This is a genomic window from Streptomyces sp. NPDC001544, from assembly GCF_042894285.1.
Classification (GTDB): Bacteria; Actinomycetota; Actinomycetes; order Streptomycetales; family Streptomycetaceae; genus Streptomyces.
Genome location: NZ_JBIAVN010000001.1, coordinates 601,765 through 627,356, shown reverse-complemented (window position 1 = coordinate 627,356; position 25,592 = coordinate 601,765). Strand labels below are relative to the sequence as shown.

Below are 25,592 nucleotides of genomic sequence, written 5' to 3'. Positions count from 1 at the left end.
ACTGCTTGCCGAAGGTCTCGCTGGGCGGTCCGCGCGGGATCCGCCTCCGGGCGCCGGCTCAGGCTGGCTGAGCAGTATGTCGACGGTCCGGCGGAGAGCTACTCCCCTTCTGCGTCCCCCATCGTACGGGACGCGAAAGTTCCGCCCCGCACCTTGTCGTGTCATGCACACGTCATTAACTTCTTACCGGGCGCACACCTCCCCGCAACGCGGTGCCGCGAGCATTCCCTCGCTCGCGCCCCAACACCCCCACCCCACCAGGGAGTTCACATGACCCGCCGCTCAAAGGTCTACGCGCGTCGACGCCTGAGCACACTCGCGGCCCTCATAGGCCTGATAGCCTCCGCCGCCCTCTTCGACTCCCCGAGCGCCTCGGCCGCCCTCCCCACCCCGGTCAGCGCCGCCACCGCCCGCGGCTACCTCGCCTCGCTCACCGTGGCCACCGAGAACCGCACGGGCTACAGCCGCGACCTCTTCCCGACCTGGATCACCATCAGCGGCACCTGCAACACCCGCGAGTACATCCTCAAGCGGGACGGTACGAACGTCGTCACCGACTCCGCCTGCACCGCCACCAGCGGCAGCTGGTACTCCCCGTACGACGGCGCGACCTGGACCGCCGCCTCCGACGTCGACATCGACCACCTCGTCCCGCTCGCCGAGGCCTGGGACTCCGGCGCGAGCAAGTGGACCACCGCCCAGCGGCAGGCCTTCGCCAACGACGTCACCCGGCCCCAGCTCCTCGCCGTCACCGACAACGTCAACCAGGCCAAGGGCGACCAGGATCCGGCCACCTGGATGCCTTCGCTGACCTCCTACCGCTGCACCTACGTACGCGCCTGGGTCCAGGTGAAGTACTACTACGGCCTCTCCGTCGACTCCGCCGAGAAGACCGCGCTCACGAACTACCTCGCGAACTGCTGACGGAACCTCCCGCCGGCCCGCCACCCAGCCACCTCCTGCGCCCCCCCGTACCGAAAGGGGCGGCGCAGGAGGTATTGCTTTCTGATGAGCCGTCAACTTTAGTCATGTACAAGGCAATTGGACTTGTCCGTGACCACCGAGGGTGGACATCGGATGATCTCCCACGGGGTCCGGCCGGGTGTGTATCGCGTCACGCTCCCAGCCCCCGGAGCGACCGCGGCAGCCGCCCCACATGGGGCGGAGGCCGAAACGGAACCGCAAACGGAAGCGGAACCATGGCCAAATGTTGAACTTGCAAGCACCCCTTAGGCCCTCCTAACCTGGGTCCCTCATTCGGTACCGCCTCCCCCACCGACCGGTCGCTCCCCCGCCGGTCCGATCGAAACCGAAGGAGCAACCCCCCATGTCCGCACGTCTCAACACCGCTCAGCCCTACGCCCTCGGCCTGTTCCGGATAGTCGTCGGCCTGCTCTTCGCCGTGCACGGCGCCGCCTCGCTCTTCGGAGTCCTCGGCGGCGCGATGGGCACCAACGGCGGCACGATCTCCGCCGGCACCTGGCCCGGCTGGTACGCGGCCGTCATCCAGCTCGTCTGCGGCAGCCTGGCCCTGCTCGGCCTCGGCACCCGCGGCGCGGCGCTGCTCGCCTCGGGCTCCATGGCGTTCGCGTACTTCGACATCCACCAGAAGCACGCCCTGTGGCCGATCCAGAACGGCGGCGAGCTGGCGGTGCTGTTCTGCTGGTCGTTCCTGCTGCTCGTCTTCACCGGCTCGGGCGCCTTCGGCCTCGACCGGCTGCTGGCACGGCGCACGGCCGGCACGGAGCAGCGCACGCCGGAGCGGGCCACGGTGGCGGCCTGACCTCGTCCATTACCCGGGCGCCGCGGGCGTCCGGGTAACAAGCCGGCCACAACGACCCCTTATGCCCCCGCTGTCACAGCCTCGGCGTACGCTGTATGGCTGTCATCGGGGGAGCAACGGGAGTCGTCGTGTTCGAGAGCGTGGGGTCACTGGCAGCCGTGGCGGCCGCCGGGCCATGGATCTACGCGATGGTGGCCCTGTCGGTCCTGCTCGACGTCTTCCTGCCGGTACTGCCGAGCGGTGTGCTGGTGATCAGCGCGGCCACCGCGGCGGCGGCCGGCTCGAACGCGGCCGCGGGAGGCGTGCCCCACGACGTGCCGGACATCCTGACCCTGATCGTCTCCGCGGCCACCGCCTCACTCGTGGGCGACCTGGTGGCCTACCGGCTGGCCTGGCGCGGCGGGGACCGCCTGGACCGTGCGATCGCCCGCTCCCGGCGCCTGACCACGGCGCAGGAACGTCTCGGCGCGGCCCTCTCCCGGGGCGGTGGAGCCCTGGTGGTCCTGGCCCGCTTCGCCCCCGCCGGCCGCTCGGTCGTCTCCTTCTGCGCGGGCGCCGCCCACCGCCGCGCCCGTGACTTCCTCCCCTGGTCCGCCCTGGCCGGCCTCTCCTGGGCCGTCTACAGCGTCGCCCTCGGCTACTTCGGCGCGCAGTGGCTGGGCGCCACCTGGCTGGCGACGGGGGTGTCCCTGGCGGCGCTGTTCCTCGCGGGCGCCGGAGCGGCGTACGTGATGCGGCGGCAGCCGGCGTAATCCGGTCAGGGCACGTCGACCGGGGGCCGCCGCCCGCGCACCTCCAGCCCGTCGAGCAGGTGGGCGGTGGCCTCCGTCACCGCCTCGACGGCCCGCTCGAACACCTCCCGGTTGTGGGCGGCGGGCGCCCGGAACCCGGAAACCTTCCGCACGTACTGCAGCGCGGCGGCCCGAATCTCGTCCTCCGTGGCCTCCTCGGCCAGCGCGGGCGGACGCAGCGTCTTGATACTCCGGCACATGTCACCAGTGTCCCTCAGCCCGCGCTCCCTGTCTGCGATGATCCCACCGAGGCGGCCACCTTTCCGGGGCCGACCGACGAGAGGAACAACCTGACATGGCGAAGAAGCTCACCGTGGCCGTCCTGGGCCCCGGAGGGACCGGCGGCCTGCTCGCCGCCCTCCTGTCCCGCGCCGGCCACCGTGTGATCTGCCTGGCCGGGACCGACACGGCCCGCGCCCTGCGCACCACCGGCATCCGCGTCCGCAGTGCCCAGTTCGGCGACTTCACCGCCCCGGTGGAAGCGGACACGCGGCTCCGCGAACCCGTCGACGCCTGCCTGGTCACGGTCAAGCACACCGCCCTCGACGCGGCCCTCACCCGCGTCCCGGCCACCGTCCTCGGCGACGCCCTCCTCGTACCGTTCCTCAACGGCGTGGAACACCCCGCCCTGCTCCGCGCGCACCACCGCCCCGAACTCGTCGCCCCGGCGGTGATCCGCGTGGAGTCCACCCGCCTCGCTCCCGGCGTGATCGAGCACGGCACCCCCTTCACCGAGATCGACCTGTCCGGTGACCAGGTCCCCCGCCCCCGCCTCGACGCCCTCGCCGAAACCCTCACCGCCGCCGGCCCGAACGCCCGGGTCACCGCCGACGAGTCCGCGACCCTCTGGGCGAAGATGTCCTTCCTCGCCCCCTTCGCGCTGCTGACCACCCGCTACGCCGTTCCGATCGGCGAGGCCCGGACCCGCCACCGCGCCGAGCTGACAGCCCTGGTCGCGGAGACGGCCGCCGTCAGCCGTGCCTGCGGCGGTCCCGCCGACCCGGTCCAGGCACTCGCCCGGTACGACTCCTTCCCGCCCCTGACCAAGTCGTCGATGCAGCGCGACGCCGAGGCGGGCCGACCGATGGAATTGGACGCCATCGGCGGTGCGCTGCTGCGCGCGGCGGACCGGTACGACATCGCCGTGCCCGTGACGGCCGGGCTGGTACGGGAGTTGGGTGAGCAGGAGGCGGCCCGCGGTCACTGACCCGTTCACGCGTTCACGCCTTCACTTGAATCCCTCAAACGAACTCACCACCCAAAATCGAACAGGCGTATCATTGGCTTGTGGCTGCGACCTATGACTTTCCGAGTGACCTTCTCGCCGGTCAGGAGGAGCTGCACCAGGTCAGGGCCGAGCTGTCGGCCCTGCTGAAGCGGCTGCCCTGGTCGGTGGAGCCGCTGGACGGCTTCAGTGACGAGGGTGGCTGGCGCAAGGTGGAACGCCCGGCCTCCCCGGGCTGGTCGGCCGACGAACAGGCCGAGGTGGAGAAGCTCCGCCGCCGCGAGCACGAACTCGCGGTCTTCGTCACCTGCCACCGCTTCTGGGCGGAGGTGGCCGCGAGCGACCGCGTGGACGCCCGCACCCAGCTCAAGCACGCGCGCGAGACCCAACGCGAGACACAAGCGGAAGAGAAAGAAGAGGACTGACAAGCAGAGGACCCCGGCCGCGGCGGCCGGGGTCCTCTCACGGTGGGCGCGGACGGTTTCGAACCGCCGACATCCTGCTTGTAAGGCAGGCGCTCTACCCCTGAGCTACGCACCCGCGACGAGTCGACAGCCTACCTTGCCGGGAGCCCTCTCCCGCAAACCCGTTCCGGTGGCCTCCGCCGTACGGGCCGCCCGGGGCGGTCTCGTCCCGCTCACCGCCGCGCTCTCCGCCCGCGGGGCCTCGGCGGGCGACGGCAGCCCCCACGTGGTCTCCGCCACCACCGCGGACGGGAGAATCACGGTGCGAACGGCGAACTGACCGGCCCGTGTGTTCGTCCTCAAGGGGTGGGACAATGGCACCCCGCAGGGCGAACCACGGCACGGGAGAGGGATGTGGCGGCGACACCCCGAAGGACTGCTGGTCCGGTCCGTGGCTGGTTCGGTGGCCGGTCCGAGGCACAGCGGGCGGAGGCGCAGGCCGCCAAGGACGACGCCGCCGCCGCGTTCTACGAGCTGGACACCGCCCAGCGTGACCTGCGGATCTCGATCGAGACGATCGGCGCCGTGGACGACTCCCCGGCGGCCCGTCGCGTGGCCGCCGATTTCGAGGCGCTCGGGCGGCGTATCGACGAGGTCAGTCAGCGCTACATCCAGGCGGTCGACGCCCACGATCTCGACCGTGACGACCTGGAGGCGTCCGCGGCCGGCCGGGCCCGTGCCGAGCTGAGCGCCGCCAAGGACGAGCTGGTGCGGGTCAAGCAGGAACTGGACCGTTTCGGCGGCTCGCTCGGGCCGCTGCTCGGCAAGGCCGAGACCCAGCTGGCCCGGCTGGCACCCGCCGTCGAACGGGCCCGGCAGGCGCTGCTGGCCGCGTCCAACGCCCTCGACGCCGTACGGGAGTCCGGGCTCGGGGCCGACGACCTCGCGGCCCGGCTCGCCGCCCTCTCGCCCGAGCTGACCAGGCTCAACCAGGGCGCCGGGCAGCACGGCGTGCCCCAGACGCTGGAGCGGGCCGAGCGGGTGCAGCGGGAGGCGGAGGCGATCCGCGCGGAGGCCGCGCGGCTGCCGGAGCGGGCCGCCGAGATCGACCACCGGCTGGTGAGTCTGCGGACCCGCGCGCAGGCCCTGACGACCCGGGCGGGTCAGGTGGAGCCGGTGCTCAGTGAGCTGCGGCGCCGGTTCGCCGCGGCCTGCTGGCAGGACCTGCAGCAGGTGCCCGGGCAGGCCGCCGAGAACGTGCGGCAGGCCGAGCGGAAGCTGTCCGAGGCGCAGGCCGCCCGGGACGCCCAGCGCTGGCCGGACGCCACCTCGCTGCTGTCGACCGTGCGGGCGCTGCTGAACGCCACCGACGAGGCCGTGTCGGCGGCCGGGGACCGGCTGGCCCGGCTGAACGCCGTGCAGAAGGACCCGCAGGCGGAGATCGAGCGGACCCGGTTCGCGATCCGGGACGCGCAGCGGCTGGCCATGACGGGCCGCACGACGCCCGACCCCCGGCACGCCCGGCCGCTGGACGACGCCGTGGGCCGCCTGGACCGCGCGGTCGCCACGCTGGAGGGCCGCCACCCCGACTACTGGCACTTCCTGACCGAGACCGAGGCGGTCCGGCAGACGGTGGCCCGGGTGGTCGCCCAGATCCGCGAGGAGCGGGGCGCCGGCCACTGAGCCGTTGCCGCCGGGGCCGGGCGGGCGGATATTGGGAGATACGTACGTTCTGCGCCCGCACCACAGGGAGGCGGAGATGGCCTCGCCCCACACAGTGCGCCCGGGGAGCCGCCGGCGGATCAGCTTTGACGAGCACCTGCCGGTCGACCACCGGCTGAACACCGTCTACCGGATCGGCGCCGGTCTGATGGGCCTCTTCCTGCTGGTCTTCGGCGTCTTCGGCGTCGTCCACCACATCGGGTTCTTCGACACCGGCGGGAACTCCGTCCTCGGCCTGAACACCAACGGCACGCTGAGCGTCCTGTCGATCGTCGTGGGGCTGGTGCTGTTGGTCGGCATGGTGGTCGGCGGGAACTTCGCGTCGACGCTCAACATGGTCCTCGGTGTGCTGTTCCTCCTGAACGGCTTCCTGAACCTCGGCCTGCTGGACACCGACTACAACTTCCTGGCCTTCAGGATCCAGAACGTGTTGTTCAGCTTCGTGGTCGGGCTGCTGCTGATGGTGTTCGGGATGTACGGCAGGGTCGGTACGTCCCTGCCGCACGACAACCCCTACTGGCGGGCCCGCCACGCCGAACCGTCGCCGCAGGAGGAGCGGTTGACGCTGGAGCAGCGGGACCGGGAGGGACCGCAGGATCAGGTGCGGTAGGCGTAGAACGCCGCGTTCGGGTAGGAGGCGACGAGGCTCGCCACCGACCTGTTGAAGGTGTTGGTGGAGTGGTACGACACGTACGGCACGCCCTGGCTGCGGTTCGTGACGATCATGGTGTGGTCCTTGGACCCGTCCTTGTTGAAGTCCATCTGGATCACATCGCCGAGGTCCGCCTGGTAGACGTTGGCGAGGCTGGTGACCCGCTTGGAGGACAGGGCGAACCACGAGAACTCGTTGACGCCGACGAACGAGTCCGACTGGATCTCGGAGTTGCCGAACCACTTGTGGAAGTCCGTGCCGTCACCGGGCACGTGCTTCCAGCCGCCCGCCTTGAGGACCTGGCTGACGAAGTTGGTGCAGTCGCCGCCGGCACCGGCTCCGTTGAAGTCCGGGTAGTCCTTGTTGTAGTTGTTCCAGTACTTCGTCGCGTACGCCACCATGGCCTTGTAGTCGTAGCCACTGGCGGTCATGTTCTTGGCGTTGGCCGGCGCCGGCCACGTGGTGGCCGCCCTGGCCGCCTCGGGCGGGCCGTCGTCGGCGGGGGCGGGGCTGGCCTTGACGGCGACGGTCGGCTGCTTGGCGACCTGGTTCACCGCGATGTAGCCGTTGTCGGTGTCCTGGACCTTGGTGAGCTGCCAGGTGCCCTGCCGGTCGGCCTTGAAGGTCAGCTCGTGGTGGGCCTGGAAGCCGGTGGTCTTCGGCTCGGTGCCCTTGACCTTCGCGTACGTCAGCGTAGTGGTCTCGGTGACGTCGGCCTTGGCGGTGCGGCCGGTCACGCGCGTCGCGTCCAGCGTGACCCGGGTGCTGCCGGCGCTGTACTTCTCGCCGAGCTTCGACAGGCGGGTCTTGCGGCCGCGCAGCTCGGTCAGCGCCGAGCTCTCCGAGCGGGACTGCGAAGCGGACATCTTCACGTCGCCGGTGAATCCGGACGTGGCCTGCTTCGTGCCGGCACCCTGCACCAGGGCTTCCGTGCGGTCGGTGAAGACCGCGTCGGCCAGCCGCTGGAAGGTCGCCTTGGTCGCCGCGTCCACGGTCGGGTCGTCGACGACCGCCGCGCCGGCGCTCCAGTTGGGCACCAGGGCCACTCCGGCGACCACCGAAGCGGCCGCGGCCCCCACTATGGCGGCGCGGCTCCGCTTACGGCTCAGTTTTCTGGATTTCAATGAAGTTCCCCTCTACACCGGTACTCCTACCGGGAGATGGCATCTTCGCACGGCATGCGAGCCGGTTGTGAAGGGGGATGCACAAGTGGAATCAAGCGGTTACAGGCGTCACTTGACGACCGTCGACCAGTCCGGGTTCTGTGCCGGATCCAGGGCGCGCAGGTTGGCCAGGGTCGAGGGCTTCTGTACATCCATCCAGTCGGCCAGTTCCTTGAAGGAGACGCATTTGACGCCCTTTTTGGTGCAGACGTTCTTGATGACCTGGTCGACGGACTTCATATAGATGCCGCCGTTCCAGTCCTCGAAGTGGTTGCCGACGAACAGCGGTGCGCGGCTGCCGTAGTAGACGCGGTTGAAGCCGTTCATGTACGAGTCGACGGTCTGCTGTTCCCACTTGGCGTACTGCGCCGGGTCTCCGTGGACCTCTCCTTCGGACTGGTTGTAGAGGAAGTTGAAGTCCATCGACAGGCCCTGGTTGTTCGCCGAGTACGGGAGCATCTGGAGCGGGAAGTCCCATACGCCGTTCTTCTTCGTCGGCCATATCTGGAAGTTGCCGGGAGAACTGGCGTCATAGCGCCAGCCGTAGCTCTTCATGGCCTTCAGCAGGTTCGGCTGGCCCTCCAGACAGGGCGCGCGTCCGCCGGTGACCTCCTTTCGGAAGTCGAAGGGCAGCGCGGGGATGTCCTTGAAGCCGGTGTTGGTCTTCCATTTCTCCACGAAGGAGTAGAACTGGTCGATCTCGCTCTTCCACTGCTGGACGCTCCAGTCGCCGCCGCCCTTGGCCCCGCAGAAGTGGCCGTTGAAGTGGGTGCCGATCTCGTTGCCCTGGTTGTAGGCCTGCCGGAGCTGCTCCAGCGTGGTGCGTATGTGCTCGTCGGTGGCGTAGTCGATCGCCGCGTCGCCGGGCTGGTGCATCGGGCCCTGGTAGAGGTCCTTCTTGCTCTTGGGCAGCAGGTAGATGCCCGTGAGGAAGAAGGTCATGTGGGCGTTGTACTCCTTGGCGAGCTCCCGGTAGTGGGAGAAGAGGTGGTCGCTGCCCTCCAGCGCGCCGTCCCAGGAGAAGACGACGAACTGGGGCGGCCGCTCACCGGGCTTGAGCGGAACCGGCTTCAACTGCCCTTTCTGCGGGCCGGTGTAGGAGGTGGAGCCGTCCCCGAGGATCTTGGTCTTGCCGTCCCACTCGGGCTCCGGGGTGCTCTTGGGGGCGGCCTTGCCGTTCTTGCTCGGCCCCGTGGCGGCGGTGGGCGTGGTGTCGTCCGGCCGGGTCAGGACCAGGAAGCCCGCGACCACGGACGCCACGACGAGGAGGGCGGCGAGGGTGATGACCTGCGGGCGGGTGGCCCGTGGGGTGCGGCGGGGGCGGGCTTTGCGGCGGTGGCCGGTCGACGACTTCGTGCGGGTCATGCGCGGGCTCATTCTGCGAGGCGGGGACGGCGGGGCGCGGGGGACGGCGGGGCGCGGGGGACCACGGAACGCGGGGGACCGCGGAACGCGGGGGACGGCGTGGCGCGGGGCAGCGGGGCGGCGGGGTTGCGGGAGGCGACCGACGGGTCAGCCGAATCCCATGGCGCCCGACCAGACGGTGTAGGGGACGCTGTCGGTCGTGGTGCCGGCGAGTCCCTTGAGCGGCAGCGGTTCGAGGGACTTGGCGAGGTCGATGCGGTAGACGACGACCGCGGTGGACACGGAGGAGGCGGTGCCCGCGTACCAGGAGGCGGTGTCGTTCCCGGTGGTGCCGGCCTTCCCTGCCACCTGGGCCGTGGCGGGCGCACCGTTCGGGTGCGCGATGCGGAAGGACTCCCTGAGCGCCCGGCTGACGTCGTCGGCCACCTCCGTGCCGACCGCGAGGTGTGCGCGCGGGGTGGCCACGGCGACCTCGGCGCCGTTGCGGGTGATCCGGCGCACCGAGTACGGCTCGGTGTGCTTGCCGGAGGCGGCGAACGTGGCGTACCCGCCGGCCATCCGGATGGCGCTGGGCGTGGAGTTGCCCATGGACAGGGCGGGCACCTGCGGGCCGATGCTGGAGGGGAGCAGCCCGGCCGCCTCGGCGGTCCGGGTCACCTTGGCCAGGCCGGCGTCCATGCCGAGTTGCATGAAGGGTGCGTTCACCGACCGGGCGAGCGCCTGGTCCAGGGTGATGTCGCCATAGGACTTGCCGCCGTCGTTGTGGGCCTTGACCCGCTTGCCGCTGCGGTCCCAGTAGGGACCCTCGGGCGTGGTGACGATGTGGCCGTCGTCGCCGTCGTAGACCGTCTCGGGTGTGATGGGGGCCGGGATTCCGTTGCGTTCCTTGACGACGCCGTGCTCCAGGCCGGCGGCGTAGACGAACGGCTGGAACGCCGAACCGGCCTGCACGGTGGTCGCGTTGGACTCGTTGTAGCCCTGGGTGCGGTGGTCGGGGCCGCCGTAGACGGCGAGTATCCGGCCGTCGGCGGAGACCGAGGCGGCTCCGTAGTGCGCGGCCTTCGCCTCTGCGGGGTGGTCCTTCTTCGCCTGCTCGCGGGCCTGGGTGACGGCCTTGGTGAGCGCGTTCTCCCGCTTGCGGTCGAAGGTCGTATAGATCTGGTAGCCGCCGAGGTCGAACTGCTTGTCCGTGATGTGCGCGGCCTTCTTGGCGTACTGGGACGCGAGCTCCACCAGGTAGTCGCTCTGCTCACCGGTGTCGTACAGCGGGTTGCTCTTCAGCGGGTCGGGGAACTTCGTGTACTTCGCCCGTTCCTGCGGCGACAGCTTGCCGATCTTGACCATCCGGTCGAGGATCCAGGACCAGCGCTCCACGGCGCGCTGGTGGTTGGCCTTGCTGAGCGTGGGGTCGTACAGGCCGGCGCCCTTGAGCAGGCCGGCGAGGCAGGCGGCCTCGGAGGCGTTGAGCTTGCTGACGTCCTTGCCGTAGTAGGCCTGGGCCGCGCGCTGGATGCCGTAGGTGCCGCGGCCGAACCAGCTGGTGTTGAGGTAGCCCTCGAGGATGTCGTCCTTGCTCATCCTGTTGTCGAGCTTGAGGGCGATCATCGCCTCGGTGAACTTGCGGCTGACCGTCTGGTTCTGGGTCAGGTAGACGTTCTTCACGTACTGCTGGGTGATCGTGGAGCCGCCCTCGGTGTCCCCTTCGCCCACCGTGCGCCACAGGGCCCGGGTGATGCCCTTGAAGGAGATGCCGGGGTCGGTGTAGAAGTTCTCGTTCTCCGCGGCGAGCACCGCCCAGCGGACGTCCTCGGGTATGTCCTTCAGGGGCATCGCCTGCCGCTGCACCCAGCCGGTGCGGGCCATGGGCGTGCCGTCGGACCAGAAGTAGACGTTGTCCTGCTGGGTGGCGTACGTGTTGAGGTTCTCCGGTATGTCGGTGGTGGCGTAGGCGGCGACCATGAACACACCGGTCAGGCCGAAGGCCGTCAGCCACGCTCCCAGCCACTGCCGCCAGGAGGGCGTCCAGCGGCGCCAGCCGGTGCGGCCCGGGCGCGGGTAGACCGGCCTCAGTTTCCGGGCGTACGGGGATATTCGGGCGGCGAGCGGTGCGAGGTGCCGTGCGGCGGTGGCGGTGGCACGGGCAACGGCCGGGGGCGGGGCGGCCTTGCCGCGCGGCTTGCGGCGGTCGGCCCGCCGGCCGGGCGTGCGGGGGAGGTCGTTGGACCGGAGCACACGCAACGCCATGGTCTGGTCCGGCTTCGGCGGCGCGGGGGCGCCGGCGTCCTCACCGGGGGTGTTCCTGCGCAGGGCGTCCACGTTGAGCTGCATGGTTTCGTCGGGCGGCATCGCCCGGTCGGCCGACGGCCGTACGTCCGGCGCGGCCCGGCGCCCCCGGGGGCGACGGCCCTGCCCCGGGACGCCCTCCCCCTGACCTGCCTGGGTCACTCCTGTCTCCCTCCGCACTACGTTCTTGCGCGCGGGTGAGACTCAGCGGGTGTGGACTTGACCGCCGCTCACGCGACGTCCGGCCCCCCTCTTCCCCCGGTCTTGCTCCGGTCTTGCGGCTCCTCGCGGCACTCACAAATTAGCAGCGATCTTCGCAGAATCTCCTCACAAGTGCGGGACGGAAACCAACACTCATGAAACTCTGAGCTGCGAATGTCACGCTGCTGCCGGTTAGCCTAGCCGCATGCCTCGTTACGAGTACCGCTGCCGCAGTTGTGGAGACACCTTCGAAATGAGCCGCCCCATGGCCGAGTCGGCCGCGCCGGCCACCTGCCCCGCCGGGCACGACGACACGGTCAAGCTGCTGTCCACCGTCGCGGTCGGCGGATCGGCGGCCGCCCCGGCACCCGCGCCCCGCGCGGGCGGCGGTGGCGGCGGGTGCTGCGGCGGCGGCTGCTGCGGCTGAGCCGACCTAGCGGTGAGCCCTGGCCGTCCTGAGGAACTCCCGGGTGATCCGCTCCCCCGCCAGCACCCCGCGCTCGGGCAGTGCGGTGATCCCGGGGGCCGTCCAGTCGGTGTCGGCCAGCTCGCCGTGGCCCGGGCGCCAGCCCCGGTCCACGGCGAGCAGCAGGTCGGCGTCGAGGAGCGAGTCGCCCGCGCCGAGGACGAGGTCGGCGCCGGTGCGGCGGGCGACCTCCCGGACGGCGGCGCTCTTGGTGAGCGGCCCCGGCACGGCGTAGAGCTTCCGCCCCTGCAGGGAGACCGTCCAGCCGCGGTTCTCCGCCCAGGCGGCGAGCTCCTTCACCCACTCCTCGGGGAGCAGCTCGCGCTCCACGACCAGGTAGGCGAAGAGATCCTCGGCGACGCGGTGCTTGCGCAGCCACACCGGGTCGGCGGTCCTCAGCAGATGCTCCTGGACCTCGTCGAGCGGCGCGCACTCGCCGGCCAGCCGGTCGGTGACCTGCCGGTGCCAGTCGGTGTCCGAGACGCCGTCCACCAGCAGATGGCCGCCGTTGGCGCAGATCGCGTACTCGGGCTCCGGGCCCGGCAGATTGATGCGCTGGTACTGCTTCCGGGTACGGGTGGTCGTCGGCGCGAACACCGCCGTGTCCCCGAGCTCGGTGAGCAGTCCGGCCGCCGTCTCCGTCATGTACGACAGCGGTCTGCTCTCGTGCACCTCCACGCACAGCAGACGGGGCGCCCGGGCGTCCGGCATGGTCAGCGCCAGGGCCGCCGCGGAGTAGATCAGGGTCCGGTCGAGGTCGCTCGCCACCAGCACCGGCATCAGACGTTCACCGCCCTGCCGTCGGCGCCGGTCGCACCGCGCGTGTACTTGGGGTGGATCAGGCCGACGCAGGTGTACGGCAGCTCGTCGACCTCCTCGACGGGCACGCCCCGCTGCTCGGCCAGCAGGCGTACGTGGTCCAGGTCGGCGCCCGCCCCGGCCCGGGCGAGGATCTTCCACGGCACGCGGCGCAGCAGCACGCGGGTGGTCTCGCCGACGCCGGGCTTGACGAGGTTCACGTCGTGGATGCCGTACTCCTCGCTGATGCGCTCCACCGCCTTCCAGCCCTCCCAGCTGGGCGTGCGGTCACCGGCCGCCAGGTCCTTGACGGCCTCGTCCACGCGGTCGGCGACGGCCTGGAAGCGGGCGGACACCGCGTCCAGGAAGGCCACGGACACGTCCACGCCGGCGAGCTCGCGGTAGAACTTCGCGCCGTGGAAGTCGTGCGGTCCGACCAGGTCGGCGCGCAGCACGGTGCGGGAGATCAGACCGGAGACGGTCGAGTTGAGGCAGGCGGAGGGGATGAGGAAGTCCTCGCGGGTGCCGTACGTCCGCACGCACGAGCCCGGGTCGGCCAGCACCGCGATCTCCGGGTCGAAGCCGGTGATCCCGTCGGAGGCCTCGAACGCGGCCAGCGCGTCGGCCAGCTCGCGGGTGATGGCGCCCTTGCCGGTCCAGCCGTCGACGAAGACGACGTCCCGGGGGTCGTGGTGGGCGGCCAGCCAGCGCAGGGCGTTGGCGTCGATGCCCCGGCCGCGCACGATCGAGACGGCGTAGTGCGGCAGCTCCAGGCCGTGCCGGAACTGCGCCCAGCGGCGCATCAGCACGCCGACGGGCGTGCCCGCGCGGGCCAGGGAGACCAGGACGGGCCGCGGTGAGCGCTCGGCGATCACGGTCTCGGTCACGACCCCGACCGCGTGGGCGATCCGGGCGGCCGAGGTCTCCAGGGCGGCGTGGAAGAGGGCCTGGTACTGCTCGCTCGGCTGGTACTCCACCGGCAGCGACTCGGCGTAGTGCGCCCCGCCGCTCTGGATCGCCTCCTCGCGTTCCTCGGTCGGCGCCTCCAGCGTCACGTCCGAGAGGTCCTGCAACAGCCAGCCGACCTCCTCCGGCGCGTACGAGGAGAAGGCGGGGCCGCGGAGGGGCTCGGGCAGCATGGGGTGCCTTTCGGGGGCGTACGACGGTACGACGGCGAGCAGGACGTGCGGGGCGTGCTCGGCCAGCCGGGCCAGCAGGCCCTGCGGGGCGTGCAGTGCGGGGGTGTCGGCGGCCGAGTCGACGACGGCGACGACCGCGTCGAAGCCGGCGCCCGCGACGTTGTAGGCGTAGCGCTCGCCGGGGCCGTCGGCGGGGTCGTCATGGGCGGGGAAGACGATTCGGCTGCGTATCGCGTAGCCGGGGTCGTCGACCGCGAGGACGGGCGAGCGGGTGGTGGTGGAGTACCGCACCTCGCCCTCCGCCGTCCGCTCCAGCGCCTCGGCCAGCCGCAGCGGGGCGTACATCAGTTCCTCGAACCCGAGCACGAGCACCCGGCGTGCGTCACCGGGCAGCGCCTCGGCGACCCGGGCGGCCATGGCGGGCAGCGCCTCCTCCAGCCGGTCCCGGTGCGCGGGAGTGAACCCGTGCCGACCCCCGTCGGGCAGCCCGACGGGCCACCCGAGCGGCACGCGCCGGACGCGACCGCACGGCCCCGCGCCGGCCACTCGGGCACCCGCTTCAGGGCCGGCCGGCCCGGTCCCCGGGGCGTCGACCGTCCCAGCCCCGCCGGTCACGTCACCGAGGCCCGCAGCGCCGACCGCCCGGCCCCCCGGAACCGGCGCCTGCGGCGCGATCCCCGCGGCCGCCGCCCCACGGTCCGCCGCCGCGGCGACCCGGGCCACCCGCTCCGCCGCCCCAGCACCCACCCCGGGTGCGACCGGCTCAGCCCGCCGGCCCGCCACGGCCGCTCCGGGACGCGCCGGAAGGCCCGGCACTGCGGCCTCACCCGGCGCACCCGCCTCGTCCCCGCCGGCCGGAAGGCCGTCCGGCAGACCGTCGGCACCGGCCCCGCCGGACACCCCCGGCGCAGCCGACTCGTAGCGCGTCACCAGGGCCTGGCCCTTCTCCAGTACCCCCTCCGGCAGGAGCACCGTGCCCGAGGCGGCGGCCACCAGGTCCACGCGGGCGCCGATCTCGTCGGCGAAGGCGGCCAGGCGGGCCGTGTCCCGCGGGGAGCGCATGTCGACCAGCGCGACCACGACGTACCGCCCCCGGGGGTGACGTTCGTGCAGCTCGCGGATGGTGTTCAGGACCGTGTTGCCGGTGGAGAACTCGTCGTCGACGAGGACCAGCGGGCCGTCGCCGGCCAGCAGGGCCGGGTCCTCGGGCAGCAGCAGGTGCGACGTGGCGTGCGAGTGGGCCTCCTCGAAGCCGCCCGCCGGGGCGACGCCGGGTACCGGGCGACGGGTGGAGTGCAGGTAGGGCGCGAGGCCAAGCCCGTCGGCGACCGAGTGGCCGAGGCCGGTGGCGGTCTCCGCGTAACCGAGCACGACCGCCCGGGCCGCCTCCTCGTCCCCGAGCAGGTCCCGGACCCGGCGGCCCAGGGCGACCCCGTGGCCGTACACCACCGCGGGCGACTGCGGTATGTGCTTGCCCAGCACATGGGAGACCAGCAGGTGGGCCCGCTTGGGGTTGCGGCGCAGGGCGAGCCCCAGCAGGCCCCTCAGCGCGTCGTCGCCCCTGAGCTCGACCCCGAGCCGCTCGGTGACCCAGGCGCCGGACCAGACCTCGTCGTTCACTGGCTTGTTCATGCGTCCCTTGTGTTCAGCCGGGGATCCCGGCGGCGAGCAGCTCCACGAAGCCGACGTCCTCGTTGGCGACGCCGAACACCTCGGCGCGCAGCATGACCCGTTCGGCCCAGGCGCGGTGCGGCTTCACCTCGTTCATCTTGTTCGTGTACGCCGACCGGAGGACACCCCCGCCGTCCCGTTCCGGCCGCAGGATGTCCGCCGCGTCGCTGAACTCCTCGTGGCTGACCACGGACAGCGCGTGCACGGGAAGTACGTGGGAGGGGTGGATGCAGGTCTTGCCGAGCAGCCCGTTGGCCTGGTCCAGGGAGATCTCCCGCAGCAGCCCGTCCATCGCGTGCTCGATGAGCCGCTCGCGCAGCTCCACGGCCTGCCCCTCCAGGAAGGGGCTGTGCCGCAGCATCGGCTTGAACATCCGCTCGGGCACCCGGAAGTACTCCCACACCGGCCCGGTCACCGTGAACCCGGTGCCGTCGGCCCGCCCCAGCATGTTCACCACGTCGGCGATCACGGAGGCGACGATCTGCACGTCGTACGCGGTCATGTCGGGGGCCCGGCGCAGCCCGTAGGAGGAGCAGAAGTCGGTGACACCGAGGCGCAGGGCGAGCACCCGGTCGCGGTACTTGTCGACCGCGCGGAAGATCCCCGCCAGAACGTCCACCCGTGACTCCAGGTAGAGCAGCTCGGGCGACTCCAGCACCGGCATGGCGAACAGCCGCCGTCCGCTCGCCGTCTCGGCGGTGGCCAGCGCCTCCAGGAAGGGGATGCCGCGTTCCTCGGTGAACTTGGGCATGACGAAGCCGGACAGCAGCCGGACGGCGGGCCCGAGGCGGCGGACCAGGTCGGGGATCTGCTCGGGTGCCCGCACCCTGATGAAGAGCAGGGGCGGCTCGGCGCCGTCCCGGGCGGCCAGGTCGGCGAACTGCCGTACGAGGTTCTCCTCGCCCGCCCCGACGTCCGCGTCGTCGATCGAGTCCTCCAGGCACAGCACCATCGAGACCACGCCGTTGCCGGCCTGCTTGACGATGTCGTCGGCGAGCCGCGGCCGCGTGGCCGGGCTGTACAGCGTGGCGCCCAGGGCGGCCGACAGCAGCCGGGCCGGCGAGTCGGCGGTGAACTCGCAGGGCTCCTGGTGGAAGAGGCGCTGCCGCACCTCAGGGGCGATGTGCCCGAAATGACGCATGGAACTCCCCCGTGGCGCAAGGTGAACCTGTGATCTGGCGAACAGGTGGCCGGTAATAGTACGTAGTTCTCCATGGCCCGAGTTCCCCCGGGCCATGAATTTCAAGTTACGGCGGGCGTGCGCGTTCATTTCCGCAGTCGGACCCCGCATTGTCGTGACCAGGACCGAGAGGGCAGGATGACCGCATGACGCACGCGATGCTGAAGGGGTCGAACGTCCCGCTCGAAGCCACGACGGTGCGCGCCGTGCTGCGCTGGGCGCCCGGGCAGGGGGTCCCGGACGTCGATGCCTCGGCGCTGCTCCTCGGCCCCGACGGTCGTGTGCGCTCCGACGAGGACTTCGTCTTCTACAACCAGCCCCGGCACCCCTCGGGGAAGGTGTGGCGGCTCGGCAAGAAGCGTGTCACCGAGGGCCTCACCGACACGATCCAGACGGATCTCGCCGGTGTCGAGTCCGGTGTCGGCCGGATTCTGCTGGTCGCTTCGGCGGACGGCGTCCCCTTCGACCACGTACAGGCGCTGCGCATCCTGCTGTACGACGCCGCCGTCCCCGAAGGGGAGCCGCTGGCCCACTTCGACATCAAGCCGGAGACCGGCGCCGAGACGGCGCTGATCTGCGGTGAGCTGTACCGGCGCGGCGAGGGCTGGAAGTTCCGCGCGCTGGGCGAGGGCTACTCCAACGGCCTGAAGGGCCTGGCGACGGACTTCGGCATCTCGGTGGACGAGTCGGAGGCGGCGGACGAGGAGGATCCCTCCCCGTCCCAGCCGCTGCCACCGGAGCAGCCGACGAACCCGGGACCGTCCCGGCCCGCGTACGGCTATCCGCAGGCGCAGCCCGCCACCACACAGCCGGCCTACGGGTACCCGCAGTCCGCGAGCAGGCCGACGTACGGCTACCCGCCCGCGGCGACGGCCCTCCCGGACCTGAACCCGGACTTCCGGCTGCCGCCGCAGGGACCGCAGTTCGTCGGGCGCTGACCGGGCGCGGCGCGGGTCACTTCTCCACCTTGGTCTTGTAGCCGCGCCCCCACTGCAGCCCCCACCCGTACAGCCGGTCGAGCTCGGCCTGGAACCCGTACACGAACTTCACCTCGCGCCGGACGACCAGCTCGCCCTTGACGTTCTCGATCATCACCACCGCGCAGGAGCGGGCCTGCTGGTGGCGTTCGTCCAGGCCGATCTCGATCCGGGGGCCGTTGCTCGGGTAGAGGGTGACGATCGCGTGCGTGCGGTCGAACGCCGGGGTCTGGTCGTAGATGTAGACGAAGACCAGCAGCCGTTTGATGTCCTCCCGGTGGTCGAGATTGACGTACATCGTCTCTCCCGACGCCGAGCCGAACCGGTCGTCGCCGCTGAGCTTCACGTACGGCGGGGCGTTGACGTCCCCGAGGTAGCCGCCGAGGGGCTGGACGACGCCCTTGGTGCCATCCATCAGCTCGTACAGGCAGCCCAGGTCGAGGTCGACGTTGACCATGCTCTGGCCGTGCCCGAGGACCTCCGCCGGTTTGAGCGCCTTGAAGGGGTCGCGGAACAGGCTCGTGCGCGGTCCGGCGCCGTCCAGGTCGGACGTCCGCATCCGCCAGGTCAGGTTGACGCGCAGATGGCCGGTGGCCGCTCCCTGTTTGGTGAGGGACACCTGGTGATGCCGTTTGGTGAGCTTGATGGAGCCGCTCGCGGCACTGCCGGAGTCGAAGTCGTCGGCACGGGCTCCCAGCAGCCCGTCGAAGAAACCCATTCCCGCCCCCAGGTCCTCGGGTCACATAGGTGAGCGGGGCGGCCGCCATCGACGGCCGCCCCGCTCAGAGCGTTCCTCACTCGGGGCGGTGTCACACCCCGGACGAGACCTCAGCCTTGTCGTCCGCTTTTCCCTCCGCGGCCGCCAGGGCGCGGTTGCGGCGGACGGAGGACCAGAAGGACCAGGCGATCAGGACCACGCCGACGAGACCGGTAATGACCTCGTTGATCTCGTACTGGATGGTGACCATGAGGATCACGGCCAGCGCGCCGATCGCGTAGTGGGCGCCGTGCTCCAGGTAGACGTAGTCGTCGAGGGTGCCCTGGCGGACCAGGTAGACGGTGAGCGACCGGACGTACATCGCGCCGATGCCCAGGCCCAGTGCCATCAGCACGATGTCGTTGGTGATGGCGAACGCGCCGATCACGCCGTCGAAGGAGAAGGACGCGTCCAGGACCTCCAGGTAGAGGAACATGAAGAACGCGGCCTGGCCGGCCAGGACCACCGCCGACTTCTTCTTGCCGGTGCGGGCGGCCTCTTCCTCCTCCTCGTGCTCGCGCTCCTCCTCTTCCTCCAGCTTGTCCTCGAAGTAGCCGGAGAGCCCGCCGACGACCATGTAGGTGATCAGGCCGGCGATGCCGGCGATCAGGACGGTCTGCGCCTTGTCGACGTGCGCGCCGCCGTGCTGGTGGGCGTGGGTGGCGAAGGTGAAGGCGGTGATCAGCAGGACGATCAGCGCGATGCAGACCGACAGCATGTCGACCTTGCCGAGCTTGGCGAGGGGGCGTTCGATCCAGCGCAGCCACTGGATGTCGCGGTCCTCGAAGATGAAGTCGAGGAAGATCATCAGCAGGAACATGCCGCCGAAGGCCGCGATCGCCGGGTGGGCGTCGGTGACGAGCTGCTGGTAGTGGTCCTTGTTGTTGAGCGCGAGGTCGACGGCCTCGACGGGTCCCATCTTGGCGCTGATCGCGACGATCACGACCGGGAAGACCAGCCGCATGCCGAAGACCGCGATGAGGACGCCGACCGTGAGGAAGATCTTCTGCCAGAAGGCGTTCATCTTCTTCAGGATCCCGGCGTTGACCACCGCGTTGTCGAAGGACAGCGAGATCTCCAGGATGGCGAGGATCGCCACGATGCCGAAGGCTTCCCACCCCCCGTAGAAGATCGCCGCGACCAGACCGAGCGCGGTGACCGCGAACGACCAGCCGAAGGTTTTGAGAAGCACTGCTTACCCCATCGTGTCGGTACGAGTCCGCCCCGGGCCGTACTCGGCTTTACTAACTGTTGACCACGAAGTCTAGAACGTGGCCCTCAAGCCGGGCCAGGAGGGGCGTTCCGGCCAGGCCTAGGAGACGTTGACCCCGAAGTCCAGAGCGATGCCCCGCAGTCCCGACGCATACCCCTGACCCACGGCCCTGAACTTCCACTCGCCGCCGTAGCGGTAGAGCTCGCCGAAGATCATGGCGGTTTCGGTGGAGGCGTCCTCGCTCAGGTCGTAGCGGGCCAGTTCCTGGCCGTCGGCCTGGTTGACGACCCGGATGAAGGCGTTGGAGACCTGGCCGAAGGTCTGGCCGCGCTCGTCCGCCAGGTGGATGGAGACAGGGAAGACGATCTTGTCGCAGTGGGCGGGCACCTTCGGCAGGTCGACGAGGATCGACTCGTCGTCGCCCTCGCCCTCACCGGTGAGGTTGTCACCGGTGTGCTCGACCGAGCCGTCGGGGCTCTTGAGCTGGTTGTAGAAGACGAACCACTCGTCGCCGAGCACCCGCCCACCGCTGCAGAGCAGCGCGCTGGCGTCGAGGTCGAAGGGGGCGCCGGTGGTGGAGCGGGCGTCCCAGCCGAGTCCGATCATGACGTTCGTGAGGTTCGGTGCGGCCTTGGAAAGGGAGACGTTGCCTCCCTTGGCGAGCGTGACGCCCATGTTGCTGGTCCTCCCCTTGGGGCCTGCCCGGCCCGGTGCTGCTTCTTCGGTTGTCCTGCACGTCCGGCGCCGACCGTAAACGGTGCGGCGCCGGAGGAAGCGGGCGGGGTGCCTCAGACGTTGACGCCGAAGTCCTGGGCGATCCCGCGCAGGCCGGAGGCGTAGCCCTGGCCGATGGCGCGGAACTTCCACTCCGCGCCGTTGCGGTACAGCTCGCCGAAGACCATCGCCGTCTCGGTGGAGGCGTCCTCGCTCAGGTCGTACCGGGCGATCTCCTGTCCGCCGGCCTGGTTGACCACGCGGATGAACGCGTTGCGCACCTGGCCGAAGGACTGCTGGCGGTTCTCGGCGTCGTAGATCGACACCGGGAAGACGATCTTGTCGACGTCGGCCGGGACGCCGGCGAGGTTGACCTTGATCTGCTCGTCGTCGCCCTCGCCCTCACCGGTGAGGTTGTCACCGGTGTGCTCGACCGAGCCGTCCGGGCTCTTGAGGTTGTTGAAGAAGACGAAGTGCTGGTCGCTGGCGACCTTTCCCGAGTTGTTCAGCAGCAGCGCGCTGGCGTCGAGGTCGAAGTCGGTGCCGGTCGTGGTGCGGACGTCCCACCCCAGACCGACGATGACGGCGGTCAGGCCCGGGGCCTCCTTCGTCAGCGATACGTTGCCGCCCTTGCTGAGGCTGACTCCCACGAGTCCTCCATTGGTGTCCTGGGGCGGGGAGCCCCGTCGCGTGCGTCGGATACCGGATCAACGAGTCGATCCTAGTGACGGGTTCCCGCCCCACGCAGTCCCTGCAACCGAAGAATCGCAGGGTGTCGGTCAGGACCGGAGGGTTGAGGAACGGGGGGTTCAGGACCGGAGGGTGTCGAGCGCCTTGACGTACTCGTTCAGGTCGCGGGCGTCCGGCAGCGCGTTGACGACCGTCCAGCGGACCACACCGTCCTTGTCGATGACGAAGGTGCCGCGCACGGCGCAGCCCTTGTCCTCGGCGAAGACGCCGTAGGCGCGGGAGACCTCGCCGTGCGGCCAGAAGTCGCTCAGCAGCGGGTACTCCAGGCCCTCCTGCTCGGCGAAGACGCGCAGTGTGTGGATGGAGTCGTTGGAGACGGCGAGCACCTGGGTGTCGCGGTCGTCGAACTGCGGCAGGTTGTCCCGCACCTCGCACAGCTCGCCGGTGCACACGCCGGTGAAGGCGAAGGGGTAGAAGAGCAGCACCACGTTCTTCTCACCGCGGAAGTCCGACAGTTTCACGGACCTGCCGTGGTTGTCCTTCAGCTCGAAGTCGGGGGCCTTGTCGCCGACCTGGATCGCCATCGTCCTGCATCCCTTCGGTGGGGCTGTTCGGGTGGGAACACCCTACGCAGCGCCCACCACGGGCGGCGGGCGGGCGCCACGGGCCGAGTCGGCCCGTGCCCGCCCGCCGTCCGCGACGAGATCTACTTCGACGAGATCTACTTCCTGGACTTCGCGGCCTTCGGCGTCGCCAGGCGCGAGCCGCTCCAGTCCTTGCCGACGCTGACGCTCTTGGACGCCGTCAGTCCGGCGGTGGTCGCGGCTTCCGAGATGTCACTCGGCTCCACGTACCCCGAACGGCCGGTCTTCGGCGTGAGGAGCAGGATGGCGCCGCCCTCCTCGATGTACGTGGTGGCATCGACCAGCGCATCCGTCAGGTCGCCGTCGTCGTCGCGGAACCACAGCACGACGGCATCGGCCACGTCGTCGTAGTCCTCGTCCATCAGCTCGCTGCCGATGACTTCTTCGATGGACTCGCGGAGCTCCTGGTCGACGTCGTCGTCGTAGCCGATCTCCTGGACCACCTGCTCGGGCTGGAACCCCAGCCTGACGGCAGGGCTCGTCCGCTCCTCCGCGTGGTCCGCGGTCGCGCTCACGGGTTGCCTCCTGATCATGTCTTGTTGAGTATCTCAGCCACGCGCGTGCGCGAAGCATTGGCCGTAGTCCACACGGGCGGGGCGGATCGCGCAAGTACCCGGCCGTCCAGACCGCCGAAACAGTGACGATCCCGGCCGTGTCGCCGCAACTCATGGCACCGTATCGCGAGCCCGGCGGACGTACACCTCACCTTTGTGCCCGGTTTGCGAGGAATGAAATCATTCAAAATCATCCGTCGTTACGAGCCTCGAACGAGTTTGCCAAGCCTGTCAGGCCCTCGGGCGTATCGTTGCGTTTTGGCCGGGCCTGCCCGAGTGCCGCCCGAAGGGGCCGTACGGACGCCTCGGTTACCTCGCGGTAGAGATGACGTACGCCTTTCCGAGGTACACGATGGGGAACGGTGTAGACACGAGCAACAAGAAGTGGCCCTCTGACAGGTAAGGAACAGCGTGGCTTCCGGATCCGATCGCAACCCGATCATCATTGGCGGCCTTCCGAGTCAGGTTCCTGACTTCGATCCCGAAGAGACCCAGGAGTGGCTCGACTCCCTGGACGCCGCCGTCGACGAGCGAGGCCGGGAACGGGCCCGCTACCTCATGCTGCGCCTGATCGAGCGGGCCCGCGAGAAGCGCGTGGCCGTGCCCGAGATGCGCAGCACGGACTACGTCAACACGATCCCCACCAAGAGCGAGCCGTTCTTCCCCGGCAACGAGGAGATCGAGCGCAAGATCCTCAACGCGACCCGCTGGAACGCGGCCGTGATGGTCTCGCGCGCCCAGCGCCCCGGCATCGGCGTCGGCGGGCACATCGCGACCTTCGCCTCCTCCGCCTCCCTCTACGACGTGGGCTTCAACCACTTCTTCCGCGGCAAGGACGAGGGCGACGGCGGCGACCAGGTCTTCTTCCAGGGCCACGCCTCCCCGGGCATCTACGCCCGCGCGTACCTGCTCGACCGGCTCACCGAGGAGCAGCTGGACGGCTTCCGCCAGGAGAAGTCGAAGTACCCGAACGGCCTCTCCAGCTACCCGCACCCGCGCTCCATGCCGGACTTCTGGGAGTTCCCGACGGTCTCCATGGGCCTCGGCCCCCTCGGCGCGATCTACCAGGCGCGGATGAACCGCTACATGGAGGCACGCGGCATCGCGGACACCTCCAAGTCGCACGTGTGGGCGTTCCTCGGCGACGGCGAGATGGACGAGCCGGAGTCGCTCGGCCAGCTGAGCATCGCCGCCCGCGAGGGCCTGGACAACCTGACCTTCGTGGTCAACTGCAACCTCCAGCGGCTCGACGGCCCGGTGCGCGGCAACGGCAAGATCATCCAGGAGCTGGAGTCGCAGTTCCGCGGCGCCGGCTGGAACGTGATCAAGCTGGTCTGGGACCGCACCTGGGACCCGCTGCTCGCCCAGGACCGGGACGGGATCCTGGTCAACAGGATGAACACCACGCCGGACGGCCAGTTCCAGACGTACGCCACCGAGACCGGCGCCTACATCCGCGAGCACTTCTTCGGCGACGACCACCGGCTGCGCGCGATGGTCGAGAACATGACCGACGACCAGATTCTGCACCTGGGCCGCGGCGGTCACGACCACCGGAAGATCTACGCGGCGTTCAAGGCGGCCCAGGAGCACAAGGGCCAGCCGACGGTCATCCTGGCCAAGACGATCAAGGGCTGGACGCTGGGCCCGAACTTCGAGGGCCGCAACGCCACGCACCAGATGAAGAAGCTGACGGTCGACGACCTCAAGCGCTTCCGCGACCGTCTGCACCTGCCGATCTCGGACAAGGACCTGGAGTCCGGCGCGCCGCCCTACTACCACCCGGGCCGCAACTCCGAGGAGATCCAGTACATGCACGACCAGCGCAAGAAGTGCGGCGGGTACGTCCCGACGCGCGTCGTGCGCTCCAAGCCGCTCGCGCTGCCGGACGACAAGACGTACGCGACGGTGAAGAAGGGCTCGGGCCAGCAGTCCATCGCGACGACCATGGCCTTCGTCCGGCTCCTGAAGGACCTCATGCGGGACAAGGAGATCGGCAAGCGGTTCGTGCTGATCGCGCCGGACGAGTACCGCACGTTCGGCATGGACTCCTTCTTCCCGAGTGCGAAGATCTACAACCCGCTGGGCCAGCAGTACGAGTCGGTGGACCGGGAGCTGCTCCTTGCCTACAAGGAGTCGCCGACCGGGCAGATGCTGCACGACGGCATCTCGGAGGCGGGCTGCACGGCCTCGCTGATCGCGGCGGGCTCGGCGTACGCCACGCACGGCGAGCCGCTGATCCCGGTGTACGTCTTCTACTCGATGTTCGGCTTCCAGCGCACCGGCGACCAGTTCTGGCAGATGGCCGACCAGCTCGCGCGCGGCTTCGTCCTCGGCGCGACCGCCGGGCGTACGACCCTGACCGGTGAGGGCCTGCAGCACGCGGACGGCCATTCGCAGCTGCTCGCCTCGACGAACCCGGCCTGTGTCGCCTACGACCCGGCGTACTCGTACGAGATCGCGCACATCGTGCAGGACGGGTTGCGCCGGATGTACGGCGGTGACGCGGAGCACCCGCACGGCGAGGACGTCTTCTACTACCTCACCGTCTACAACGAGCCCATCCAGCACCCGGCCGAGCCGGCGAACGTGGACGTGGAGGGCATCCTCAAGGGCATCCACCGGATCGGCACGGGCACCTCGGGTTCGATCCCGGCGCAGATCATGGCCTCGGGGGTGGCCGTGCCGTGGGCGATCGAGGCGCAGCGGATCCTCGGCGAGGAGTGGAACGTCAAGGCCGACGTGTGGTCGGCGACCTCCTGGAACGAGCTGCGCCGCGAGGCCGTTGCGGTGGAGGAGCACAACCTGCTGCACCCGGAGGAGGAGCAGCGGGTGCCGTACGTGACCCGGAAGCTGAGCGGGTCCGAGGGTCCGTTCGTGGCCGTGTCCGACTGGATGCGGTCGGTTCCGGACCAGATCGCGCGGTGGGTGCCGGGCACGTACCAGTCGCTGGGCGCGGACGGCTTCGGCTTCGCCGACACCCGGGGTGCGGCCCGGCGGTTCTTCCACATCGACGCGGAGTCGATCGTGGTGGCCGTGCTGACCGAGCTGGCGCGTGAGGGCAAGGTCGACCGTTCGGTGCTGAAGCAGGCCATCGACCGGTACCAGCTGCTCGACGTGTCGGCGGCGGATCCGGGAGCGGCCGGGGGCGACGCGTAGTCGGCGCACGGTCGGCGCACGGCTTGACCGGGTGACGGGCG

At 70.2% G+C, this 25,592-nt stretch carries 24 protein-coding genes and 1 tRNA gene; 11 read left to right on the top strand and 14 right to left on the bottom strand.

What is annotated here, in order from left to right; translation table 11 throughout:
- Window positions 1–270 precede the first annotated feature (270 nt).
- The 3 genes from ACFY0F_RS02760 to ACFY0F_RS02750 all read left to right on the top strand — a co-directional run bounded on the left by ACFY0F_RS02760 (window position 271) and on the right by ACFY0F_RS02750 (window position 2,535).
- The gene (locus ACFY0F_RS02760; RefSeq protein WP_388787825.1) at window positions 271–924 is read left to right on the top strand and encodes an HNH endonuclease family protein; all 654 of its coding nucleotides are present in this window, start codon (window positions 271–273) and stop codon (window positions 922–924) included.
- Window positions 925–1,327: 403 nt separating this feature from the next.
- Window positions 1,328–1,783 (top strand): DoxX family protein, encoded by a 456-nt coding sequence (locus ACFY0F_RS02755; protein WP_388787823.1) that lies wholly within the window; start codon window positions 1,328–1,330, stop codon window positions 1,781–1,783.
- Between the two features lie 128 nt (window positions 1,784–1,911).
- The gene (locus ACFY0F_RS02750) at window positions 1,912–2,535 is read left to right on the top strand and encodes a DedA family protein (RefSeq protein ID WP_388787820.1); all 624 of its coding nucleotides are present in this window, start codon (window positions 1,912–1,914) and stop codon (window positions 2,533–2,535) included.
- A 5-nt stretch (window positions 2,536–2,540) separates the two neighbouring features.
- On the opposite strand, the gene ACFY0F_RS02745 is transcribed toward ACFY0F_RS02750, so the two are convergent.
- On the bottom strand, window positions 2,541–2,774 hold the full coding sequence (locus tag ACFY0F_RS02745; protein ID WP_388787818.1) for a DUF2277 domain-containing protein: 234 nt from the start codon (window positions 2,772–2,774) through the stop codon (window positions 2,541–2,543).
- 95 nt (window positions 2,775–2,869) lie between these two features.
- On the opposite strand from ACFY0F_RS02745, the gene ACFY0F_RS02740 reads away from it, so the two are divergent.
- Together ACFY0F_RS02740 and ACFY0F_RS02735 are read left to right on the top strand one after the other, a co-directional pair.
- Window positions 2,870–3,781 (top strand): ketopantoate reductase family protein, encoded by a 912-nt coding sequence (locus tag ACFY0F_RS02740; protein ID WP_388787815.1) that lies wholly within the window; start codon window positions 2,870–2,872, stop codon window positions 3,779–3,781.
- 80 nt (window positions 3,782–3,861) lie between these two features.
- Window positions 3,862–4,224, top strand: coding sequence for a hypothetical protein (locus tag ACFY0F_RS02735; RefSeq protein ID WP_388787812.1), 363 nt, complete (start codon window positions 3,862–3,864; stop codon window positions 4,222–4,224).
- Window positions 4,225–4,267: 43 nt separating this feature from the next.
- Here ACFY0F_RS02735 and ACFY0F_RS02730 read toward each other — a convergent pair.
- Window positions 4,268–4,339 (bottom strand) — tRNA-Val (locus tag ACFY0F_RS02730).
- Between the two features lie 21 nt (window positions 4,340–4,360).
- On the opposite strand from ACFY0F_RS02730, the gene ACFY0F_RS02725 reads away from it, so the two are divergent.
- From ACFY0F_RS02725 to ACFY0F_RS02715, 3 genes are all read left to right on the top strand, one after another.
- Window positions 4,361–4,543 carry a hypothetical protein gene (locus tag ACFY0F_RS02725; protein WP_388787809.1) on the top strand — a complete coding sequence of 61 codons (183 nt, stop codon included), beginning with the start codon at window positions 4,361–4,363 and terminating at the stop codon, window positions 4,541–4,543.
- Between the two features lie 74 nt (window positions 4,544–4,617).
- Window positions 4,618–5,886 carry a hypothetical protein gene (locus tag ACFY0F_RS02720; RefSeq protein WP_388787806.1) on the top strand — a complete coding sequence of 423 codons (1,269 nt, stop codon included), beginning with the start codon at window positions 4,618–4,620 and terminating at the stop codon, window positions 5,884–5,886.
- Between the two features lie 76 nt (window positions 5,887–5,962).
- Window positions 5,963–6,535, top strand: a complete 573-nt coding sequence (locus ACFY0F_RS02715) for a DUF4383 domain-containing protein (protein WP_388787804.1) — start codon at window positions 5,963–5,965, stop codon at window positions 6,533–6,535.
- On the opposite strand, the gene ACFY0F_RS02710 is transcribed toward ACFY0F_RS02715, so the two are convergent.
- The 3 genes from ACFY0F_RS02710 to ACFY0F_RS02700 all read right to left on the bottom strand — a co-directional run bounded on the left by ACFY0F_RS02710 (window position 6,523) and on the right by ACFY0F_RS02700 (window position 11,451).
- Window positions 6,523–7,635 (bottom strand): amidase domain-containing protein, encoded by a 1,113-nt coding sequence (locus ACFY0F_RS02710; RefSeq protein ID WP_388789162.1) that lies wholly within the window; start codon window positions 7,633–7,635, stop codon window positions 6,523–6,525. The genes ACFY0F_RS02715 and ACFY0F_RS02710 overlap by 13 nt on opposite strands.
- Window positions 7,636–7,809: 174 nt before the next feature.
- The gene (locus tag ACFY0F_RS02705; protein ID WP_388787801.1) at window positions 7,810–9,105 is read right to left on the bottom strand and encodes a hypothetical protein; all 1,296 of its coding nucleotides are present in this window, start codon (window positions 9,103–9,105) and stop codon (window positions 7,810–7,812) included.
- A gap of 147 nt (window positions 9,106–9,252) precedes the next feature.
- A complete protein-coding gene (locus tag ACFY0F_RS02700) occupies window positions 9,253–11,451 on the bottom strand; it encodes a transglycosylase domain-containing protein (RefSeq protein ID WP_388789159.1) in 2,199 nt (732 codons plus the stop codon).
- A gap of 343 nt (window positions 11,452–11,794) precedes the next feature.
- On the opposite strand from ACFY0F_RS02700, the gene ACFY0F_RS02695 reads away from it, so the two are divergent.
- Window positions 11,795–12,016, top strand: a complete 222-nt coding sequence (locus ACFY0F_RS02695) for a zinc ribbon domain-containing protein (RefSeq protein ID WP_388787798.1) — start codon at window positions 11,795–11,797, stop codon at window positions 12,014–12,016.
- A gap of 6 nt (window positions 12,017–12,022) precedes the next feature.
- Here ACFY0F_RS02695 and ACFY0F_RS02690 read toward each other — a convergent pair whose 3' ends face one another.
- Genes ACFY0F_RS02690 through ACFY0F_RS02680 form a run of 3 tightly spaced genes read right to left on the bottom strand, consistent with a single transcriptional unit; the run spans window position 12,023 to window position 16,804 of the window.
- Complete coding sequence (locus ACFY0F_RS02690; RefSeq protein ID WP_388787796.1) at window positions 12,023–12,835, bottom strand: HAD family hydrolase; 813 nt, start codon at window positions 12,833–12,835, stop codon at window positions 12,023–12,025.
- The gene (locus ACFY0F_RS02685; protein WP_388787793.1) at window positions 12,835–15,624 is read right to left on the bottom strand and encodes a phosphoribosyltransferase domain-containing protein; all 2,790 of its coding nucleotides are present in this window, start codon (window positions 15,622–15,624) and stop codon (window positions 12,835–12,837) included. The genes ACFY0F_RS02690 and ACFY0F_RS02685 overlap by 1 nt, the downstream gene beginning before the upstream one ends.
- A 13-nt stretch (window positions 15,625–15,637) precedes the next feature.
- Window positions 15,638–16,804 (bottom strand): HpcH/HpaI aldolase/citrate lyase family protein, encoded by a 1,167-nt coding sequence (locus tag ACFY0F_RS02680; RefSeq protein WP_388787790.1) that lies wholly within the window; start codon window positions 16,802–16,804, stop codon window positions 15,638–15,640.
- 185 nt (window positions 16,805–16,989) lie between these two features.
- Between ACFY0F_RS02680 and ACFY0F_RS02675 the strand changes: the two genes are divergently transcribed.
- A complete protein-coding gene (locus tag ACFY0F_RS02675; protein ID WP_388787787.1) occupies window positions 16,990–17,781 on the top strand; it encodes a TerD family protein in 792 nt (263 codons plus the stop codon).
- Between the two features lie 16 nt (window positions 17,782–17,797).
- Here the strand turns inward: ACFY0F_RS02675 and ACFY0F_RS02670 are convergent, their stop codons facing one another.
- The 6 genes from ACFY0F_RS02670 to ACFY0F_RS02645 all read right to left on the bottom strand — a co-directional run bounded on the left by ACFY0F_RS02670 (window position 17,798) and on the right by ACFY0F_RS02645 (window position 22,353).
- A complete protein-coding gene (locus ACFY0F_RS02670; RefSeq protein WP_388787784.1) occupies window positions 17,798–18,538 on the bottom strand; it encodes a Tellurium resistance in 741 nt (246 codons plus the stop codon).
- A 91-nt stretch (window positions 18,539–18,629) separates the two neighbouring features.
- Window positions 18,630–19,769 carry a DUF475 domain-containing protein gene (locus tag ACFY0F_RS02665; protein ID WP_388787782.1) on the bottom strand — a complete coding sequence of 380 codons (1,140 nt, stop codon included), beginning with the start codon at window positions 19,767–19,769 and terminating at the stop codon, window positions 18,630–18,632.
- A gap of 120 nt (window positions 19,770–19,889) precedes the next feature.
- Complete coding sequence (locus tag ACFY0F_RS02660) at window positions 19,890–20,465, bottom strand: TerD family protein (protein ID WP_388787779.1); 576 nt, start codon at window positions 20,463–20,465, stop codon at window positions 19,890–19,892.
- Between the two features lie 113 nt (window positions 20,466–20,578).
- Complete coding sequence (locus ACFY0F_RS02655) at window positions 20,579–21,154, bottom strand: TerD family protein (protein WP_388787776.1); 576 nt, start codon at window positions 21,152–21,154, stop codon at window positions 20,579–20,581.
- A 159-nt stretch (window positions 21,155–21,313) separates the two neighbouring features.
- A complete protein-coding gene (locus ACFY0F_RS02650) occupies window positions 21,314–21,778 on the bottom strand; it encodes a peroxiredoxin (protein WP_388787773.1) in 465 nt (154 codons plus the stop codon).
- 137 nt (window positions 21,779–21,915) lie between these two features.
- A complete protein-coding gene (locus ACFY0F_RS02645; RefSeq protein ID WP_388787770.1) occupies window positions 21,916–22,353 on the bottom strand; it encodes a DUF3052 domain-containing protein in 438 nt (145 codons plus the stop codon).
- A 450-nt stretch (window positions 22,354–22,803) separates the two neighbouring features.
- On the opposite strand from ACFY0F_RS02645, the gene aceE reads away from it, so the two are divergent.
- Window positions 22,804–25,551, top strand: coding sequence for a pyruvate dehydrogenase (acetyl-transferring), homodimeric type (gene aceE / locus ACFY0F_RS02640; protein WP_388787768.1), 2,748 nt, complete (start codon window positions 22,804–22,806; stop codon window positions 25,549–25,551).
- The last annotated feature ends 41 nt before the right edge of the window (window positions 25,552–25,592 follow it).

Excerpts from the sequence above, each read along its gene's own strand:
- ACFY0F_RS02680 (WP_388787790.1), bottom strand. The coding sequence starts at position 16,804 with ATGCGTCATTTCGGGCACATCGCCCCTGAGGTGCGGCAGCGCCTCTTC.
- ACFY0F_RS02675 (WP_388787787.1), top strand. The coding sequence starts at position 16,990 with ATGACGCACGCGATGCTGAAGGGGTCGAACGTCCCGCTCGAAGCCACG.
- ACFY0F_RS02660 (WP_388787779.1), bottom strand. The coding sequence starts at position 20,465 with ATGGGCGTCACGCTCGCCAAGGGAGGCAACGTCTCCCTTTCCAAGGCC.
- ACFY0F_RS02755 (WP_388787823.1), top strand. The coding sequence starts at position 1,328 with ATGTCCGCACGTCTCAACACCGCTCAGCCCTACGCCCTCGGCCTGTTC.
- ACFY0F_RS02740 (WP_388787815.1), top strand. The coding sequence starts at position 2,870 with ATGGCGAAGAAGCTCACCGTGGCCGTCCTGGGCCCCGGAGGGACCGGC.
- ACFY0F_RS02760 (WP_388787825.1), top strand. The coding sequence starts at position 271 with ATGACCCGCCGCTCAAAGGTCTACGCGCGTCGACGCCTGAGCACACTC.
- ACFY0F_RS02685 (WP_388787793.1), bottom strand. The coding sequence starts at position 15,624 with ATGAACAAGCCAGTGAACGACGAGGTCTGGTCCGGCGCCTGGGTCACC.
- ACFY0F_RS02695 (WP_388787798.1), top strand. The coding sequence starts at position 11,795 with ATGCCTCGTTACGAGTACCGCTGCCGCAGTTGTGGAGACACCTTCGAA.
- ACFY0F_RS02700 (WP_388789159.1), bottom strand. The coding sequence starts at position 11,451 with ATGCCGCCCGACGAAACCATGCAGCTCAACGTGGACGCCCTGCGCAGG.
- ACFY0F_RS02705 (WP_388787801.1), bottom strand. The coding sequence starts at position 9,105 with ATGACCCGCACGAAGTCGTCGACCGGCCACCGCCGCAAAGCCCGCCCC.
- ACFY0F_RS02745 (WP_388787818.1), bottom strand. The coding sequence starts at position 2,774 with ATGTGCCGGAGTATCAAGACGCTGCGTCCGCCCGCGCTGGCCGAGGAG.
- ACFY0F_RS02715 (WP_388787804.1), top strand. The coding sequence starts at position 5,963 with ATGGCCTCGCCCCACACAGTGCGCCCGGGGAGCCGCCGGCGGATCAGC.
- ACFY0F_RS02690 (WP_388787796.1), bottom strand. The coding sequence starts at position 12,835 with ATGCCGGTGCTGGTGGCGAGCGACCTCGACCGGACCCTGATCTACTCC.
- ACFY0F_RS02670 (WP_388787784.1), bottom strand. The coding sequence starts at position 18,538 with ATGGGTTTCTTCGACGGGCTGCTGGGAGCCCGTGCCGACGACTTCGAC.
- ACFY0F_RS02650 (WP_388787773.1), bottom strand. The coding sequence starts at position 21,778 with ATGGCGATCCAGGTCGGCGACAAGGCCCCCGACTTCGAGCTGAAGGAC.